Source organism: Acidovorax sp. CF316 (genome assembly GCF_000276605.1).
Lineage (GTDB): Bacteria > Pseudomonadota > Gammaproteobacteria > Burkholderiales > Burkholderiaceae_C > Acidovorax.
Genome location: NZ_AKJX01000155.1, coordinates 46,386 through 63,301 on the forward strand (window position 1 = coordinate 46,386; position 16,916 = coordinate 63,301).

The 16,916-nt window shown below is 67.5% G+C and carries 18 protein-coding genes; 2 read left to right on the plus strand and 16 right to left on the minus strand.

All coding sequences use genetic code 11. The features are described from left to right. Positions 1-44 precede the first annotated feature (44 nt). The 7 genes from hutH to PMI14_RS19020 form a co-directional block, all read right to left on the minus strand. Complete coding sequence (hutH, locus tag PMI14_RS18990; protein ID WP_007856926.1) at positions 45-1,628, minus strand: histidine ammonia-lyase; 1,584 nt, start codon at positions 1,626-1,628, stop codon at positions 45-47. A 75-nt stretch (positions 1,629-1,703) separates the two neighbouring features. Continuing rightward, positions 1,704-2,498 (minus strand): histidine utilization repressor, encoded by a 795-nt coding sequence (hutC, locus tag PMI14_RS18995; RefSeq protein WP_007856927.1) that lies wholly within the window; start codon positions 2,496-2,498, stop codon positions 1,704-1,706. A gap of 23 nt (positions 2,499-2,521) precedes the next feature. Beyond that, on the minus strand, positions 2,522-3,304 hold the full coding sequence (locus PMI14_RS19000) for an ABC transporter ATP-binding protein (protein WP_007856928.1): 783 nt from the start codon (positions 3,302-3,304) through the stop codon (positions 2,522-2,524). Then, complete coding sequence (locus PMI14_RS19005; RefSeq protein ID WP_007856929.1) at positions 3,301-4,137, minus strand: ABC transporter permease; 837 nt, start codon at positions 4,135-4,137, stop codon at positions 3,301-3,303. The genes PMI14_RS19000 and PMI14_RS19005 overlap by 4 nt, the downstream gene beginning before the upstream one ends. A gap of 22 nt (positions 4,138-4,159) precedes the next feature. After that, positions 4,160-5,125 carry an ABC transporter substrate-binding protein gene (locus PMI14_RS19010; RefSeq protein ID WP_007856930.1) on the minus strand — a complete coding sequence of 322 codons (966 nt, stop codon included), beginning with the start codon at positions 5,123-5,125 and terminating at the stop codon, positions 4,160-4,162. A gap of 299 nt (positions 5,126-5,424) precedes the next feature. Continuing rightward, positions 5,425-6,573, minus strand: a complete 1,149-nt coding sequence (locus PMI14_RS19015) for an acyl-CoA dehydrogenase family protein (protein WP_007856931.1) — start codon at positions 6,571-6,573, stop codon at positions 5,425-5,427. Positions 6,574-6,592: 19 nt separating this feature from the next. Continuing rightward, complete coding sequence (locus PMI14_RS19020; protein ID WP_007856932.1) at positions 6,593-7,816, minus strand: CaiB/BaiF CoA-transferase family protein; 1,224 nt, start codon at positions 7,814-7,816, stop codon at positions 6,593-6,595. 94 nt (positions 7,817-7,910) lie between these two features. Here PMI14_RS19020 and PMI14_RS19025 point away from each other — a divergent pair, with 94 nt between their 5' ends. Further along, positions 7,911-8,843, plus strand: a complete 933-nt coding sequence (locus tag PMI14_RS19025) for a LysR substrate-binding domain-containing protein (protein WP_007856934.1) — start codon at positions 7,911-7,913, stop codon at positions 8,841-8,843. A gap of 1 nt (position 8,844) precedes the next feature. Here PMI14_RS19025 and PMI14_RS19030 read toward each other — a convergent pair whose 3' ends face one another. The 4 genes from PMI14_RS19030 to PMI14_RS19045 are packed head-to-tail and all read right to left on the minus strand — an operon-like array spanning position 8,845 to position 11,840. Next, positions 8,845-10,335, minus strand: coding sequence for a HAMP domain-containing sensor histidine kinase (locus tag PMI14_RS19030; protein WP_007856935.1), 1,491 nt, complete (start codon positions 10,333-10,335; stop codon positions 8,845-8,847). Then, positions 10,332-11,024 carry a response regulator transcription factor gene (locus PMI14_RS19035; RefSeq protein WP_007856937.1) on the minus strand — a complete coding sequence of 231 codons (693 nt, stop codon included), beginning with the start codon at positions 11,022-11,024 and terminating at the stop codon, positions 10,332-10,334. The genes PMI14_RS19030 and PMI14_RS19035 overlap by 4 nt, the downstream gene beginning before the upstream one ends. Before the next feature lie 17 nt (positions 11,025-11,041). Continuing rightward, positions 11,042-11,341, minus strand: a complete 300-nt coding sequence (locus PMI14_RS19040; RefSeq protein WP_007856939.1) for a hypothetical protein — start codon at positions 11,339-11,341, stop codon at positions 11,042-11,044. Positions 11,342-11,360: 19 nt separating this feature from the next. Next, the gene (locus PMI14_RS19045) at positions 11,361-11,840 is read right to left on the minus strand and encodes a Spy/CpxP family protein refolding chaperone (RefSeq protein WP_007856940.1); all 480 of its coding nucleotides are present in this window, start codon (positions 11,838-11,840) and stop codon (positions 11,361-11,363) included. Positions 11,841-12,126: 286 nt separating this feature from the next. Between PMI14_RS19045 and PMI14_RS19050 the strand changes: the two genes are divergently transcribed. Beyond that, positions 12,127-12,894, plus strand: coding sequence for a DUF1624 domain-containing protein (locus tag PMI14_RS19050; protein ID WP_035204597.1), 768 nt, complete (start codon positions 12,127-12,129; stop codon positions 12,892-12,894). A gap of 92 nt (positions 12,895-12,986) precedes the next feature. Here PMI14_RS19050 and PMI14_RS19055 read toward each other — a convergent pair whose 3' ends face one another. From PMI14_RS19055 to PMI14_RS19075, 5 genes are all read right to left on the minus strand, one after another. Then, positions 12,987-13,772: a peptidylprolyl isomerase gene (locus tag PMI14_RS19055; RefSeq protein ID WP_007856943.1), complete on the minus strand. Its 786-nt coding sequence runs from the start codon at positions 13,770-13,772 to the stop codon at positions 12,987-12,989. 67 nt (positions 13,773-13,839) lie between these two features. Beyond that, on the minus strand, positions 13,840-14,100 hold the full coding sequence (locus PMI14_RS19060; protein ID WP_035204617.1) for a BolA family transcriptional regulator: 261 nt from the start codon (positions 14,098-14,100) through the stop codon (positions 13,840-13,842). A 26-nt stretch (positions 14,101-14,126) separates the two neighbouring features. Further along, the gene (locus tag PMI14_RS19065; protein WP_007856945.1) at positions 14,127-14,666 is read right to left on the minus strand and encodes a septation protein A; all 540 of its coding nucleotides are present in this window, start codon (positions 14,664-14,666) and stop codon (positions 14,127-14,129) included. Between the two features lie 9 nt (positions 14,667-14,675). Beyond that, positions 14,676-15,089: a peptide-methionine (R)-S-oxide reductase MsrB gene (gene msrB, locus PMI14_RS19070; RefSeq protein WP_007856946.1), complete on the minus strand. Its 414-nt coding sequence runs from the start codon at positions 15,087-15,089 to the stop codon at positions 14,676-14,678. Beyond that, a complete protein-coding gene (locus tag PMI14_RS19075; protein WP_007856947.1) occupies positions 15,086-16,573 on the minus strand; it encodes a YdiU family protein in 1,488 nt (495 codons plus the stop codon). Before PMI14_RS19075 ends, msrB begins: the two co-directional genes overlap by 4 nt. Positions 16,574-16,916 lie beyond the last annotated feature (343 nt).

The window sequence follows — 16,916 nt, forward strand, 5'->3', positions numbered from 1 at the left end:
CTCCTGGTCAACGGGTGCGAAAAGCGGTGGATGGATGGGACAGTTCAGGCGTGGCTGGGCAGGCACTGGGTCAGCGGTGCGGGCCAGGCCGATTCGAGCGCCCACAGGCGCATGGCCTCGATGTCGGGCGCCAGGTAGCGGTCCTGCTCGAGGAAGGCCACGCGCTGGCGGATGGCGGCGAGCTGCGCTTCAACGAGCGCGGAGCTCTTGAGCCAGGAGGTGGCAACGGCGCCTGGGGCCGGCACGCGCTCGAAGTCGATGCCCTGGGCCGCGGCCATGGCCTCGATGCCGACGATGACGGCGGTGTTGCGCACCATCTCGGAGAGGCGGCGTGCGCCGTAGGTGGCCATGGAGACATGGTCCTCCTGGTTGGCCGAGGTCGGCAGGCTGGTCACGCTGCTCGGGTGGGCCAGGCACTGGTTTTCGGCCGCGAGCGCGGCGGCCGTGACCTGGGCGATCATGAAGCCTGAGTTCACGCCGCTGTCGCGGATCAAAAAGGCCGGCAGGCCGGACAGGCCGGTGTCCAGCAGCAGCGCCAGGCGGCGCTCGGAGATGGCACCGATCTCGGACACGGCCAGCGCAATGATGTCGGCCGCGAAGGCCACGGGTTCGGCGTGGAAGTTGCCGCCCGAGATCACCTCGCCGGTGTCGGTGAAGACCAGCGGGTTGTCGGACGCGGCATTGGCCTCGATGCGCAGCACGCGTGCAGCGTGCGTGAGGTTGTCCAGGCAGGCGCCCATGACCTGGGGCACGCAGCGGATGGAATACGGGTCCTGCACACGGCCGCAGTTCGGGTGCGAGGGGTCGATCTCGCTGCCGTCGAGCAGGCCGCGCACGGCGGCCGCCACGGCGATCTGCCCGGCCTGGCCGCGCGCTTCGTGGATGCGGGCATCGAAAGGCTTGACCGAGCCCTTGATGGCTTCGAGCGACAATGCGCCCGACACCAGGCCGCCGGCCAGCACGCTCTCGGCCCCGAACAGGCCGGCCAGCGCCAGCGCGGTGGACACCTGCGTGCCATTGAGCAGCGCCAGCCCTTCCTTGGGGCCCAGCACGAAGGGCGCCAGGCCCACGGCGGCCATGGCCTCGCGGCCGCCGACCACCTTGCCGTCGACCTTGGCCTGGCCCTCGCCGATGAGCACGCAGGCCAGGTGGGCCAGCGGCGCCAGGTCGCCCGAGGCGCCGACCGAGCCCTTGGCCGGGATCACCGGCAGCACGTCGGCATTGGCCAGGGCCAGCAGGGCATCGACCAGGGCCGGGCGCACGCCCGAGTGTCCGCGCGCCAGGCTCACGGCCTTGGTGGCCAGCACCATGCGCACCACGGGGTCGGGCAGCGCCTCGCCCGTGCCCACGCTGTGCGACAGCACCAGATTGCGCTGCAGCTCGGCCAGGCGGTCATGGGCGATCTTGGTGCTGGCCAGCTTGCCGAAGCCGGTATTGATGCCGTAGACCACCTGGTCCTCGTCCACGATGCGCTGCACGGTGGCCTCGGAGGCCTGCATGCCGGCCAGGGCCGCGGGGTCCAGCGCCAGGCGCACGCCACCGGCGCTCACGCGGCGCAGTTCGGCCAGGCTCACCTGTCCGGGGCGCAGCAACAGGGTGCTTGGGGATACAGAGGTTGCAGTGGTCATGGGTTGGTCCTGTATATACAAGTTGGCACAAGCGAAAAAAACGGGATGCCTGCCACCGGCAGGCGTCCTGGATACCTATTCAAAAACCGGGTTGCCGTCCGCGCGGAAGCGGCTCCCCAGCCGGTAGCGCGATGACGGGTGCAGGCAGCGCACCATGGTCACGGGCACACCCCGGCTCCAGGTGCGCCGCGTGAGCAGCAGGCACGGCTGGGCCGGGTCCATTTCAAGCAACAGCGCCTGGTCGGGCGTGGGCAGCACGGCATCCACCACATGCTCGACCTGGTCGAAGGGCACGTTGCGCACCAGGAATTCGGAGGGCTGCAGCAGCGTGAAATCCTGCTGCGCGAACTGCGGCACGACGCGCGGGTTCACGTAGCGGTCTTCGAGCTGCACGGGCAGCCCGTCTTCCAGGTGCACGCACACGGCGTGGAACACCGACTCACCGGTGCGCATGTCAAGCGCCGCCGCCACTTCCATGGTGGCCGAGACGCGCTCCACGGTCAGCACCTTGCAGCGGTAGTCGTGCCCACGCTGGCGGATCTCGCTGGCCAGGTTGGCGATCTGCAGCAGCGTGGACTGGGGCTTGTCCTCGGCCACGAAACTGCCCACGCCAGCCACGCGCACGATGCGGCCCTGCTCGGCCAGCTCGCGCAGGGCGCGGTTCACCGTCATGCGCGACATGCCGAACTGCGTGACCAGGTCGTTCTCGGACGGCAGGCGGTCGCCGGCCTTCCAGGAGCCGTCCTGGATCTTGCGCGCGATGTGGTCCTTGATCTGCTGGTACAGGGCCAGCGCAGACGTCTCAGGCTGCGCCACGGGTTGTGGCGAAGCCTTGGGACGGGGTGCGCGGGCGGAGGAGGCAGCGGGCATGGCGAAGGGGTGGCTTTGCGGGATCAGTGGGCGTCCGCGGCCATGGATTCGGCGCGGATCTCTTCCGTGAGGCGTGCCTTGAGGTCCATGAACTCGGGCGAGGTCTTGATCGTGTAATGGCGCGGGTGCGGCAGGTCCACGGCCAGCTCGGTCTTGATGCGGCCGGGCCGGGCGCTGAACACCGCCACACGGTTGGCCATGAAGATGGCTTCATCGATGTCGTGGGTCACGAACATCACGGTCTTGCGCTCGGCCTCCCAGATGCCCAGGAGCAGCTCCTGCATGAGCACGCGGGTCTGGTTGTCCAGAGCGCCGAAGGGCTCGTCCATGAGCAGGATCTTGGGGTCGTTGGCCAGCGCCCGGGCAATCGCCGTGCGCTGCTGCATGCCGCCCGAGAGCTGCTTGGGAAAATGCTGCTCGAAGCCGCGCAGACCCACCTTGGCGATGAAGTAGGCGGCGCGCTCCTTCTGCTGGGCCTCGGGCATGCCGCGCTCGCGCAGGCCGAAGCGGATGTTCTGCTCGATGGTGAGCCAGGGGAACAGCGTGTAGCTCTGGAACACCATGCCGCGGTCGGCACCCGGACCTTCCACGGGGCGGCCACCGAGCAGCACGCGGCCCGAGGTGGGGTGGTCCAGGCCCGCGACGATGCGCAGCATGGTCGACTTGCCGCAGCCCGAGGGGCCGAGGATGGTCACGAAGTCGTTTTCCTGCACGTCGAAATCGACGGGCAGCAGGGCCTGGGTGGCCTGCCCCTTGGGGCTGACGAAGGTGCGCGAGACACCTTGGATGGACAGCAGCGGGCTCATCGCAGGGCACTCCAGGCAAACAGACGGCGGTTGACGAATTTGAAGAAGGTATCCGACACCAGCCCGATGAGGCCGATGACGATGATGCCGAAGATGATCTGGCCGGTGTTGAGCAATGCCTGGCTGTCGGTGATCATGTGGCCGATGCCCGAGGACGAGCCGATCAGCTCGGCCACGATCACGTAGGTCCAGGCCCAGCCCAGCACCAGGCGCAGGGTTTCGGCGATGTCGGGGGCGGCACCGGGGATCAGCACGCGGCGCACGATGCCCGTGGGGCTGGAGCCCAGCGTGTAGGCCGCCTCCACCAGGTCCTTGCGGGCATTGCCGACGATCACGGCCACCATCAGGATGATCTGGAACACCGAGCCGATGAAGATCACCAGCAGCTTCTGCATCTCGCCCAGGCCGGCCCACAGGATCAGGAGCGGGATGAAGGCCGAGGCCGGCAGGTAGCGGCAGAACGACACGAAGGGCTCGAGGAAGGCCTCCACCCCCTTGTGCGCACCCATCGCGATGCCCAGGGGCACGGCGACGATCGCCGCCAGGATGAAGCCGCCCAGCACGCGCCACACGGTCATGCCGATGTCGTGCAAAAAGCCGAACTCGGTGAACAGCAGCCAGCCTTCCCGGGCCATGGTGACGGGGCTGGCCAGGAACGTGGGCGACACGAAGCCCCCCAGCGTGAACACGGCCCAGACGGCGAAGAACAGAATGAAAAACGCCACCCCCAAGACCAGCCGCGTGCGGGTGCTCACAGGTTCTAGCGGGGCCAGGGCCCGGCGGCGAGGCCGCTCTGGCTCCAGCGAAGGTGCAACACCCATCACGCGACTCATGGTTGGATCCTTTGGTGGTTACTTACTTGATGAAGCTGTCGTCGAACATCGCGGGGAAGTTCTCGGGCGCCTTGCGGATCACGCCGGCTTCGAGCAGGATCGCGCCGGCATCCTTCATGAAGGACGTGAGCTCACCCGCGAAGAACTTCTGGTTGGCCGCCTTGTCCTGCCAGCGCAGGAAGGCCGAAGACTTGGCGAACGCCTCGCCCGTCTGCTTGACGGCGGCGCCCATGATCTCGTTGGACTTGGTCGGATCGGCCTTGATCATCTCCAGCGCATCGAAGTACGAATTGGCCAGTGCCTGTGCAGCCTTGGGGTTGGCCTTGAGCCACACCGGGTCGCAGCCCACGGTGTCCATCACCATCGGGTACTCGATGGTGGTGGCCAGGATCTTGCCGGCGGCGGGGTTGGCACGCACGGTGGACAGGTAGGGCTCGTAGGTCATGGCAGCATCGTTCTGGCCGGACACGAAGGCCTGCGCGGCAGGCTGGGGCTCGAGCGAGACGATCTTCACGTCCTTGAGGCTCATGCCGTTCTTGGACAGCATCCAGGCCAGGCCGAAGTACGGGGCCGTGCCCGGTGCGCTCACGCCGATGGTCTTGCCCTTGAGGTCGGCAAAGCTTTTGACGTCGTTGCGCACGGCCAGGCCGTCGGCGCCGTAGGACTTGTCGAGCTGGAAGATCTGCACGATGGGCACGCCATTCGTGTTCCAGGCGACATGGGTCTCCACCGTGGTGGCGGCGCACTGGATGGCCTTGGAGGCCAGGGCCAGGTGGCGGTCCTTCTGGGGGATCATCTTCAGTTCCACGTCCAGGCCGTTCTTCTTGAAGATGCCCGCCTTGTCCGCCAGGGTCAGCGGGGCGAAGCCCGTCCAGCCGGACATGCCCAGAACCACCTTGGTCTCCTGGGCCTGGGCCGGTGCGGCCAGCCCCACCACACACGCAACCGCCGCTGCCAGCGACGCCATCTTCACAACCATTCGGCTCATCATCAGCTCCTGTAGGGGAAAAAAGTACTTTTATGCATCCGCAGGGAAACAGGCCTTGCTTCCTGGGTCCGATGATGGAGGTTCTATCGTACCTGTCTATACAGGGTAAACGCTAGGAAACCGGGCCCTCGGCCCCAAGAAACCGCCCCGCTTCCCGTCTCTTGGGAACGCCCTTCGGGCCATCCCATGGTCGGGCCCACTCGGGGCGCTGGCCGGTGCTTCACCGGCACAGCGATTTAGCAAATTGCGGGCCAATGCCAGGCGCCCAGATTGCACCAGAAAGGTGCAATCACCCGCAATCAGCCCAGCAGCGTGCGCGCAATGATGTTGCGCTGCACTTCCGAGGAGCCCTCGTAGATGCGGAGGATGCGGGCATCGCGCACATAGCGCTCCAGCGGCATTTCGCGCGTGTAGCCATAGCCGCCGTGGATCTGCAGCGCCGCATCGGCCACGAACCCGACCATCTCCGAGGCATGCAGCTTGGCCATGGCCGACTGCAGCGTGAAGGGCTGGCCAGCCTGGCGCAGCGCCAGTGCCTGCAGGGTCAGGGCCCAGGAGGCCTCCAGGCGCAGCTTCATGTCGGCCAGCATCCACTGCAGGCCCTGCTTGCCGGCAAGGGGTTCGCCGCCGACCAGGCGCTCCTTCATCCAGCGCGTGGCGTCGGCAATCGCCGCTTCGGCAATGCCCAGGGCCGTGGCGGCCACGTCCAGGCGGCTGTTGTCCAGGACCTTCATGGCAATCCTGAAACCCGTTCCCTCCTCGCCCAGACGGTTTTCCGCCGGCACCCGCACCCCATCGAATGCGACCTCGAAGGCATGCGCACCCTGGATGCCCATGAGCTTCTCAGGCGAAGAGACCGTGGTGCCAGGGGTATTGGTTTCCACAACAAAGGCGCTGACACCGCGCGCCCCGGCATCGGGGTCGGTCTTGGCGAAGACCACGAGGAACTGCGCCTCGCGGGCGTTGGAGATGAAGTGCTTGACGCCGTCGATGCGGTAGTGGTCGCCCTCGCGCACGGCCCGGGTGCGCATGTCCGCCGGGTGCGAGCCGCCGCGCGGCTCGGTGAGCGCAAAGCCGGCAAGCCATTCGCCGCTGGCCGCACGCGGCAAGAAGCGCTGGTGCTGCCCGGCGCTGCCGCCGATGAGCACCGCATCGGTGCCCAGGTAGTGCGCACCGATCATCGACGAGGTGGCCGCGCAGGCGCGCGAGATCTCCACCAGCGACAGCAGCATGGCCGTGGGCTTGACGCCCGCACCGCCCAGGTGCTCGGGCAGGTTCATGCCCATCACGCCCAAGGCGGCCAGCTGCGGCACATGGCAGGTGACGGACAGGGCCGCCTCGTCGATCTCGCGTGCCCGGGGCGCCAGTACCTCGGTGGCAAAACGGGCCACGGCATCGGCAATGCCCTGGTCATCGGGGGTCACCCCCAGTCGGTTCATGGTGGTCATGGAAAATCTCCTTCAGGGATCAATGGGAGGTGGTGGCCGCCTGCGCCGGGCCGAACAGCCCGGCCTCGCGCAGCGCCGCGAGCCGCTCGCCACCGCAGTGCAGCAGCGCTGCCATGAGTTCGTCGGTGTGCTGGCCCAGCGCCGGTGCCGGCTCGGCCCGGTTGGGCGCGGCGCCACCGAACTTGACCGGCTGCGTGGGCACGCGCAGGCCGGGCAGGCGCGGGTCGTGCACCTCGCGCAGCAGGCCGCGCGCCCTGCCCTGCTCGGATTCGAGCGCCTGGGCCGTGGTCCACAGCGGGCCGCCAGGCACGCCGGCCGCCTCCAGCGCGGCCACCACCTGGGCCACCGGCCGTTGCGCGGCCCAGGCTTCGATGGCCGCAGCGAGCACGGGTTCGTTGGCATGGCGCAGCTCGTCGCTCGCAAAGCGTGCATCCATGGCAAAGCCGGGTTCGCCGATGAGCTGCGCGAGCGATGCGAACAGCTTGTGGTTGAGCACGGCCAGCGCGAAATGCCCGTCCTGCGCGCGGTACACCCCGAACGGCGCCGAGAACGCGTGCCGGTTGCCGCTGCGCCGCGGGCTCTGCCCGGTGAACAGGTAACGGCCCACGCCGGTGACGAGGAAGCTCAGGGTCGCATCGAACATGGCCACGTCCACATGCTGGCCTTCGCCCGTGCGGCGCTGCTGCAGCAGCGCGGCCAGCGTGGCCCAGGAGGCGAACAGGCCGGCGATCACGTCGGACACGGCCTCGCCCACCATGGTGGGCGCGCCATCGGGGTCGCCCGTGGATTCCATCAGGCCGCTCATGGCCTGCACGATGATGTCGTAGGCCGGCAGGTGCGCCAGCGGGCCGGTCTGGCCGAAGCCCGAAACGCTCACGTAGACCAGGCCCGGGTTCACACCGCGCAAGGCCTCGGGGCCCACGCCCAGGCGCTCGGCCACGCCGGGGCGGAAATTCTCGACCACCACGTCGGCCGTGGCGGCCAGCGCCGCAATGGTCTGTGCGGCATCGGAGTGCTTGAGGTCCAACACCAGGCTCTTCTTGTTGCGGTTGAGTGCCGTGAACAGGCTGCTCATGCCTTCGCGCATGGGGCCGATGTGGCGGTAGTCGTCGCCCGTGGGCGGCTCGACCTTGATGACCTCGGCACCCAGGTCGGCCAGCAGGGCCGTGGACAGCGGGCCCGCGAGCACGCGGCTGAAGTCGAGGATGCGCACGCCGTCGAGCGGGCGGGTGGTGGGGGTCATGGCAGGGATCTCCGTGTCTGATCGGGAGTTCACATGGTTGCCCATTCCTCTATCAAAATAAAATATTCAATCTTGATGCAATGGATCAACTATCTTGATCAATATCAGCCTTCGACAGCTCGAGTATTTCGTGGCCGCGGCACAGCACGGCGGCGCGGCCCGGGCCGCGCACGCGCTCAGCGTGTCGCAGCCCTCCATCTCCAAGGCCATTGCCGACCTGGAGGCGCTGTGGAACGAAGCGCTGTTCGTGCGCCGCCATGCACGCGGGCTGGAGCTCACGGCCGCAGGCCGGCAGCGCCAGCGCGAGGCACAGGTGCTGCTGGAGAAGGCGCGCGCGCTCGAAGGGCCGCGGCGCGAGGAAGAGGCCGGCCTGCTGCGCGTGGGTTGCCTGTCCACACTGGCACCGCGCTACCTGCCCGAGATCCTGGTGCGCATGCGCGAGAGGCACCCGCAGGTGGAGATCGAGGTGCACGAGGCGGACACCGAAACCCTGGTGCAGATGCTCGAGCGCGGCGCGCTCGATACCGCCCTGCTCTACGACCTGGGCCTGGCGCGCGCCGTGCGGCTGGAGGCGGTCACCTCCTTCGTGCCCTATGCGCTGCTGCCGGCCGGCCATGCGCTGGCCGCGCGCAGCAGCCTTGCGCTGTCCACCCTGGCGCAGGAGCCCTTCATCCTGATCAACCTGCCGCACAGCCGCGAGTACTTTCTCTCGCTGTTCCGCCAGGCAGGCGTCACGCCGCGCATCGCGCACCAGACGCCGTCGATCGAGATGGTGCGCTCGCTGGTGGCCAATGGCCTGGGCGTTTCGCTGCTCACCACGCGGCCGGTGCGCGACTGGAGCTACGACGGCAAGCGCCTGGCCTGCCGGCGCCTGCGCGGGCCGCTGGCAGCCCAGTCCGTGGTGTTGGCCTCTCCGGGGCAGCAGGGCCACGAGAACCCGCGCTCGGCTCTGTTCGCGCGCATCGCCAAGGCCGCCTTCGCGCAGCAGCGCGACGAGATGACTGCGCCGGGAGCGGCTGCGCGCTAGCTCAGCCCTTGGTGGGCGCCACCTGCGCAGGCTCGGCCGGCAGCGTGATGCGCACGGACAGGCCTGGCGAGGCATTGCGCAGCTCGAACTGGCCGCCATGGGCCTGCGCCACCAGCCGGCACAGGTACAGCCCCAGGCCCACGCCGCCGGTGGCGCGCTGGCGCGCCACATCGGGCCGGTAGAAGGCCTGGGCCATGCGCGCCAGGTGCTCGGGCGGCACGCCGGGGCCGTGGTCGCGCACCTCCAGCTCCACGCCCGTGGGCGTGCTGCGCAGGTGCAGCTCGGGCGGCGATGCCGTGGGCTCGCAGTGGCGCAGGCTGTTGTCCAGCAGGTTGCGCAGCACCAGGCGCAGGCGCCCCCGGTCCAGCGCCAGCACGGGCAAGGCCGGGTCGGCAATGACCACGATGTCGTCGGCGCATTCGTGCCGCACCTCCAGCTCGGTGATCACCTCGCGCGCCAGTTCGGGCAGGTTGGTGGGCTCGCGGTGCAGGGCCGCATGCCGGCCTGCCAGGCGCTCGCTCTCCAGCAGGTCGGAGATCAGGTGCGCCATCTCGCCCAGGTCGCGCATCAGCGCCTCGCGCTGGGGTCCCACGTCGGGGCCCTCGGGCAGCAGCTCGGTGTTCAGGCGCGCGCGGGTCAGCGGGCTGCGAAGCTCGTGGCTCATGGCCAGCAGCAGGGCGCGCTTGGCCTCCAGCATCTGGTGGATGTCCTCGCCCATGGTGTTGATGGTGGCCGCCAGCTGGCCGAGTTCGTCGGGCCGGTGGGCATGGCGCACGGGAATCGGCTCGCCGAAGTCGCCTTCGCCGAAGCGCCGCGCGCCGCGGCGGATGTCGTCGAGCGGACGCAGCAGGTGGCGCACATAGACGTACGACAGCCCCGTGAGCAGCAGCAGCACCGACAGCGTGACCCAGGCCACGCGGGGCTTTTGCTCCCAGGTCATGGCGTTCAGGCCGAATTCGATGGAGTGGCCGTCGGCCGTGGTGCGCTGCAGCAGGCGGTGGCCCTCGTCACCATCGTCCAGCCAGCGCTCCTTGGGATTGCGTGGGCGGTGGTCGCGCATCCAGTCCGGGCGCTGGATGTCGGGGTGCGAGGCCCAGTTCACGGTGGGCCCCTCGATGCGCAGGTGGATCGGCAGGCGCTGCACGATGGCCTGCGCACGCTCCACGCTGGGCGGGGTGCCGATCTCGCCGGTGAGGCGGTCCACATAGTCCATGAGCAGCGGCCGCGCCGCCTCGCGCCAGCCCACCGACAAGGCCTTTTGCACGCCGCCCACGAAGGTGATGGTGGTCATGCAGGCCAGCACCAGGAACAGCAGCACCAGGCGGATGCGCAGCGAGTGCCCGACGGCATCGCGCGCGCGCCGGTGCCAGGGGCACGGCTGGCCGTCCTCGCCCACCCCATGGCGATGGTGGTGGCGCCACCAGCCGCGCCGCGCCGCTGGCGGCCCATCCCCAGGCAGCGCGGCCGTTGCCTGCCGGCCCCAGCGCCTCATGGCGGCGCCTTTCGCAGGGCCAGCGAATAGCCGGCATTGCGCAGCGTCTTGATGCAGTCCAGCGGCTCGAGCTTCTTGCGCAGGCGGCTGACCACGATGTCCACCGCACGGGTGTAGAGCTCGGCCTCGTGCCCACGCAGCTGGTTCAGGATGTCGTCGCGGCTGAACACCCGGCCCGGCTCGCGCGCCAGCAGGTGCAAGAGGTCGAACTCGGTGCCCGTCAGCTCCACCGCCACACCCTGGCGCAGCACGCTGCGGCGGGCGGCATCGATGTGCAGGCCTTCGAATTCGAGCGGCCCCTGGCCCTGTCCATTGCCCGGCCCGTCGCTGCGCCGCCGGCGCAGCACCGTCTGCAAGCGCGCGACCAATTCGCGCGGTTCGAACGGCTTGGGCAGGTAGTCGTCGGCACCCAGCTCCAGCCCCACCACCCGGTCCATCACGTCACCGCGCGCGGTGAGCATGACGATGGGCAGGTCCCCCTGCTTGCGGATGGTGCGGCACAGCTCGAAACCATCCATCTCGGGCAGCATCACGTCGAGGATGGCGGCATCAAAGCCGCCCGCCGCGAGCTGCGCCAGCCCCTCGCTGGGCCTGAGCGCATGCGTGAGCTCCAGCTCGAAGCGCTGGAAATAGGTCGCCAGCGGGGGGCCGAGCTGTGCGTCGTCATCAATGAGCAGGATCCGGTGCATGGCCGATTCTAAGAAGGTCAGCTGTCCAGCGCGCCACCGAGCGCCCGGTGGCGCACGATGAGCTGGCGCAGGCGGTGCTTGGCGCCGGTGTGCAGCGCGTCGAAGCGGTCGGCCGCATCCAGCAGCGCAGGCAGCGTCAGGGCGGCATGCTCGGGCTGCCGGGCCAGCAGGCCCATGGCGTGCTCGCGGTCAAAGCGGGGGCCCCAGACCAGCGACATCAGCTCGTCATGGGGGTCCGGCAGGCCCGCCAGCAGGCGGGGGCCATGCATGCGCACACGCGCGGTGAGTGTGTGGATGGGTTCCAGCGTGGGTGACATGCGGGGCTCCTTCCTGCGATCAGCCGCGCGACATCCAGCCGCCGCCACCGTGGCGGCCGCGCTTGTCCATCAGCTCGCGCACCTTCTGCTGCTGCGCGGGGTTCAGGCTGTCGTAGAAGTCGGCCATGGCGGTGATCACCTCGGGGCTGGCGGTCTGCACGGCACGGGTCTTTTCTTCCATCAGGGCCTGGGCGCGGGCACGGTCGAAGGTGGCACCGGCGACGATGGCCTGCACCTCGGCGCGCGGGTCGGGCGTCTTGCCCTTGAACGCGGCGCGCTGGGCCTGCAGGGTGTCGGCCAGGGCATTGAGCTTGACCTTCTGGGCATCGTTGAGGTCCAGCTTGCTGCTCACGCGGTTGACGACCTTGCCGCGGATCTCTGCGATCTTCTCGGGGCCCATCTCGCCGTGGCGGTGGCCGCCCGCGCAAGCGGTCAGACCGCCCAGGACGATGGTGGCGCCGAAGACGCCGGCCAGGGTTTTTTGGATCCAGGGTTTCATGGTGCAGTCCTTTCATGGACGGTGTTGAACATGGGTCCTATGGTGCGCCTGGGCGGTTTTTTGGGGGTCTCGGGGCAGTTTCGGTTTATTTCAGAATGTATCTACCAGCGGTTGCGGGGCAACATTGACGTATTGGGGTCTATGCCGACGGCTTGCCTTTGCAGAGGGCGGGAGCCGGGATGTGCGCCCGCCCTCAGCCAAAGCACAAAACAACAGACAGCCACCAGCGGCAGTGAAACCCTGTCGCGCTACGATCCACCCCACGCCCACCGCGCTTGCGCCCCGAATGAACCCACTCTCAAAACCATCCACCCCTCCCCGCTACGAAGCCGTAGACGCCCTGCGCGCAGCAGCCATGGTCTGGATGGCCGCCTTCCACTTCTGCTTCGACCTGGCCCATTTCGGCCTGTGGCCCCAGGACTTCCGCACCGACCCGGTGTGGACCACGCAACGCACCCTGATCCTGAGCCTGTTCCTGTTCTGCGCCGGCCTGGGCCAGGCCATCGCATTGCACCAGGGGCAGACCTTCCAGCGATTCACCCGCCGCTGGCTGCAGATCGCCGGCTGCGCCCTGCTGGTGAGCCTGGGCTCGTTCTTCATGTTCCCGCGCAGCTTCATCTACTTCGGCGTGCTGCACGGCATGGCGGTGATGCTGTTGATCGCGCGCTTCACGGCCGGTTGGGGCGCCTGGCTGTGGCTGTGCGGCCTGGGGGCACTGGCCCTGCCCGTGGCGGCCAACCACCTGCTCACAGGGGCCTGGAGCGAGCTGGCACCGGCCTTCAACGCCCGCACGCTCAACTGGCTGGGGCTGGTGGCGCGCAAGCCCTTCACCGAGGACTATGTGCCCATCTTCCCCTGGCTGGGCGTGCTCTGGTGGGGGCTGGCCGCAGGCCAATGGGCGCTGGGCCGCCCTGGCGGACTGCTGCAGGTGCGACTGCCTGCCGCGCTTTCGCCCCTGGCCGTGCTGGGCCGCTGGTCGCTGAGCTTCTACATGCTGCACCAGCCGGTGCTGATCCCCATCGTGATGGGCCTGGCCTGGCTCCTCAAGCCCTGATCCGGCACACCCGCCATGAAAAAAACGCGGCCAAGGCCGCGTTTTTTCTGTGCGGCGCGCCGCAAGGCGCACCACCTGGGCAGGCCGATCGATTACTCGATCTTGGCCTTGGTGCGCAGTTCTTCCTGGTACTTGGCCAGCTTTTGCTGTTGCAGCTGCTGGGCGACCTGGGGCTTCACGTCTTCGAGCTTGGGCAGCTCGGCCTGGCGCACATCGTCCAGGCGGATGATGTGGTAGCCGAACTGGCTCTTGACCGGGGTCTGCGACATCTTGCCCTTTTCGAGCTTGATCATGGCTTCGGTGAATTCCGAGACATAGCTCGAGGGGCTGGCCCAGTCCATGGCGCCGCCGTTGGCGCCGGAGCCTGGATCCTTGGATTGCTTCTTGGCGATCTCTTCGAACTTGGCGCCCTTGTTGATGGCCGCAATGGCCGCCTTGGCGTCGGCTTCCTTCTCGATCAGGATGTGGCTGGCCTTGTATTCCTTGCCGCTGTTGGCGGCCACGAACTTGTCGTACTCGGCCTTGATTTCCTCGTCCGTCACGGGATTGTTCTTCTGGAAGTCCACGAACAGTTCCCGGATCAGGATGGTCTGGCGCGCCATTTCCATCTGGACCTTGAAATCGCCCGAGGTTTCCAGGCCGCGCTTTTGCGCTTCCTGCATGAAGACTTCGCGGGTGATCAGTTCGTCCTTGATCTGGCCTTCGACTTCCGGCGTCACGGGGCGACCCGAGCTGGCCAACTGCCGCTTGAACACTTCAGCGCGTTCCTTGGGGATGGCCTTGCCATTGACGATGGCGAGATTCTGGGCGGAAACGGGCAGGGCCAACGTGCCCAGCACGGCAGCGGCCACGAGGCCGGACAGGAGCTGTTTCTTCATGCGGAATCCAAAAAATGAGAGAGTAATTGCCAGCTGAAATACGGCAGATCAGGACAGTGGGGCCGGTTCAGAGGATTTCAATAGCGAGGGCGTGGACGCCCGCATCCAAAAATTCCTGCAGCGCATCATACACAAGGCGGTGGCGCGCCACGCGGGGCTTGCCTGTAAGCAAAGGTGAGGCGATGCGCACCCGGAAATGGGTGCCAAAGCCTGTCCCATTGGCCCCCACATGCCCGGCATGGTCGGCGCTTTCGTCGATCACCTCGAGCGCCGTGGGCGCCAGGCGCTCGACCAGGCGCTCATGCATCTGGCGGGCCAGGGAGGGCATCGTGGTGGTATCGGTCGGTGCCATGGTCATGCAGCGGGCTCGTCGTTCTTGAGATGGGGCGCAATGTAGATGCCCTGCGCCACCAGGAAGACCAGCGGGAACGCATAGCCCCAGAGCTTGAACTCCACCCAGGCCTCGGTACTGAAATTGAGCACCACGTAGGCGTTGATGGCCGACATGAAGGCGCAGTAGATTACCCAGGCCACGTTCAGGCGCATCCAGACGCCATCGGGCAGCTCCATCTGGCTGCCCAACAGCAGCTTGAGGTAGTTCTTCTTCAGGATCCACAGCGCCACCGCCAACGCCAGGGCCATGGCGCCATAGAGCACCGTCGGCTTCCACTTGATGAAGCGGTCATCCTGCAGCACCAGCGTGAGCGTGCCGAACAGCAGGATCAGCGCCAGCGTCACCTTGTGCATGGTCTGCAGCCGCCGGTCGATCAGGTAGATCAGGGCCATCTGCGCCACCGTGGCCGCCATCAGCACGCCGGTGGCCACATAGATGTTGTAAAACTTGTAGGCGCCGACGAAGAGCAGGATGGGGAGGAAGTCGATCAGGATTTTCATGGGGCGGGGTCAGGGGGCCTTGTCCTCGAAATCAAGGGAGGCCGAATTCATGCAGTAGCGCAGGCCGGTGGGCTGGGGGCCGTCCTCGAACACATGGCCCAGGTGGGCCCCGCATTGTGCACACACCGTCTCGGTGCGCACCATGCCGTGGCTGTGGTCCACGATTTCCTGGATGGCGCCGGGCACGGCTTCTGAGAAGCTGGGCCAGCCGCAGCCCGCGTCGAACTTGGTGTGCGAATCGAACAGCTTGGCACCGCAGCAGATGCAATGGTAGCTGCCATCGGCCCAGTGGGCTTCGAACTTGCCAGTGAAGGGTCGTTCGGTGGCGGCAAAGCGCGTCACCTGCAGGGCGCCGGGCTCGGCGTTCTTCTGTTCGAGCACGGCATGCCATTGGGCATCGGTCTTGTGGACGGGATAGGTCATGATGAACAGCTGATCTCGATGGTGGAAGCCCATGCGGGCGGGAAGGCAGCGTAGGACTCGTGCCCGGGGTGCTCTTCAAATGGGCGCTCCAGCAGCCGCTGCAAGGTTTGGAGTGCGCTGAAGTCGCCAAGTTTCGCCGCGCGGATGGCCTCTTCGCACAAATGGTTGCGCAGCACGAACTTGGGGTTGGTGGCCAGCATCGCGCGGGAAGCCTTCTCCCGGTCGGCCAGCCGGGGCTCTGCCAGGTACTTTGCCAGCCACGCGTCCCAGGCCGCCTGGTCGGGGACCATGCCGCGCACGGGTTCGAACTCGCCCGAGCCCACCGCATGAGACAGCCGGCGCCAAAAAATGGGATAGTCGACGCCGCCCTTGGCCAACACAACCAGCAGGCCATCGATCAGTTCGGCATCGCCCTCCTCTGCCCGCTCACCCAGGCCCAGCTTGTCGCGCATGCGGGCCATGAACTCGGCGGGAAAGACGGTCTTGTACGATTCCAGCGCGGCCATGGCCAGCTCCTGGTCGCCGATCAGCGGCAGCAACGCCTGCGCCAGGCAGAACACATTCCAGTACGCCACGTTGGGCTGGCGGTTGTAGGCATAGCGGCCCTGGGTGTCGCTGTGGTTGCAGACATGGCCAGGCACGAAGGAATCGAGGAACTGGAACGGCCCGTAGTCGATGGTCAGGCCCAGGATGCTCATGTTGTCGGTGTTCATCACCCCATGGCAAAAGCCCACGGCCTGCCACTGCGCCATGAGCACCGCCGTGCGCTCGCTCACCGCCTGCAGCAGCGCCGCATAGGGGTTGCCGGCCAGCTCGCTGCGGCCACGGCAGTCCGGGTAGTAGCGGTCGATCACGTAGTCGGCCAGGGCCTGGAGTTCGTCGTCCATGTCGTTGGCCGAGAAGTGCTCGAAATGGCCGAAGCGCACAAAGCTCGGCGCCACGCGGGCCACCACGGCCGCCGTCTCGACCTCCTCGCGGCGCACCGGCGCGGGCGAGCCCGTAATGCACAGCGCCCGCGTGGTCGGCACCCCCAGGCCCTGCATGGCCTCGCTGCACAGGAACTCGCGGATGCTCGAGCGCAGCACGGCCCGGCCATCGCCCATGCGCGAATACGGCGTGCGGCCCGCGCCCTTGAGCTGGATTTCGTGGCCGCCGACCGTCTCGCCGAGCAGGATGGCCCGGCCATCGCCCAACTGGCCGGCCCAGATGCCGAACTGGTGGCCGCTGTACACACTGGCCAACGGGCGTGAACCGGGGAGGAGGGCGTTGCCCGCGAAAGCCTGCAAGGCCGCATCGCTGCGCAGCCAGGCCTCGTCCAGGCCCAGCAGGCGCGCCACGCTGGCACTCGTTCCCACCCAATGGGGGCTGGGCAGGGGCGTGGGCTGCAGTTCGGTGAAAAAGGCCGGGCCCAGGGCGGCAAAGCCGGGTTGCCAGGCCAGGCCGGATGCGGCGCCCGCAGTGTCGCCGTCGGAAGACATGTTCATGCACGGATTGTCCCCCAGGGGCGATGCCTTGCTGCCAGGCGGGGCATGCCGAGTCGGGAGTCGGCATTTTGTGTCCAGGCGTTTCAATCGTTGCAATGATGCCGTCGAATCGCCAGTCTGCGGAATCGACTTCACCAGCAGCACAAAAACCGATTCAAACCCAATACTTCAATACACATGGTGCTATCTTTTTTGAAAAAGGCGAGCCCCAGGAGATGCGGGTAAACCCAGGCCTTCTACCCCAATTATTATTTCTAAAACTGGAACAGTTAGTTCGCGACTGGGTGGTTTTTCTCTGGTCACCTGAGGGGTACAGTTCAACCCATCGATGAGCCGAACCCGC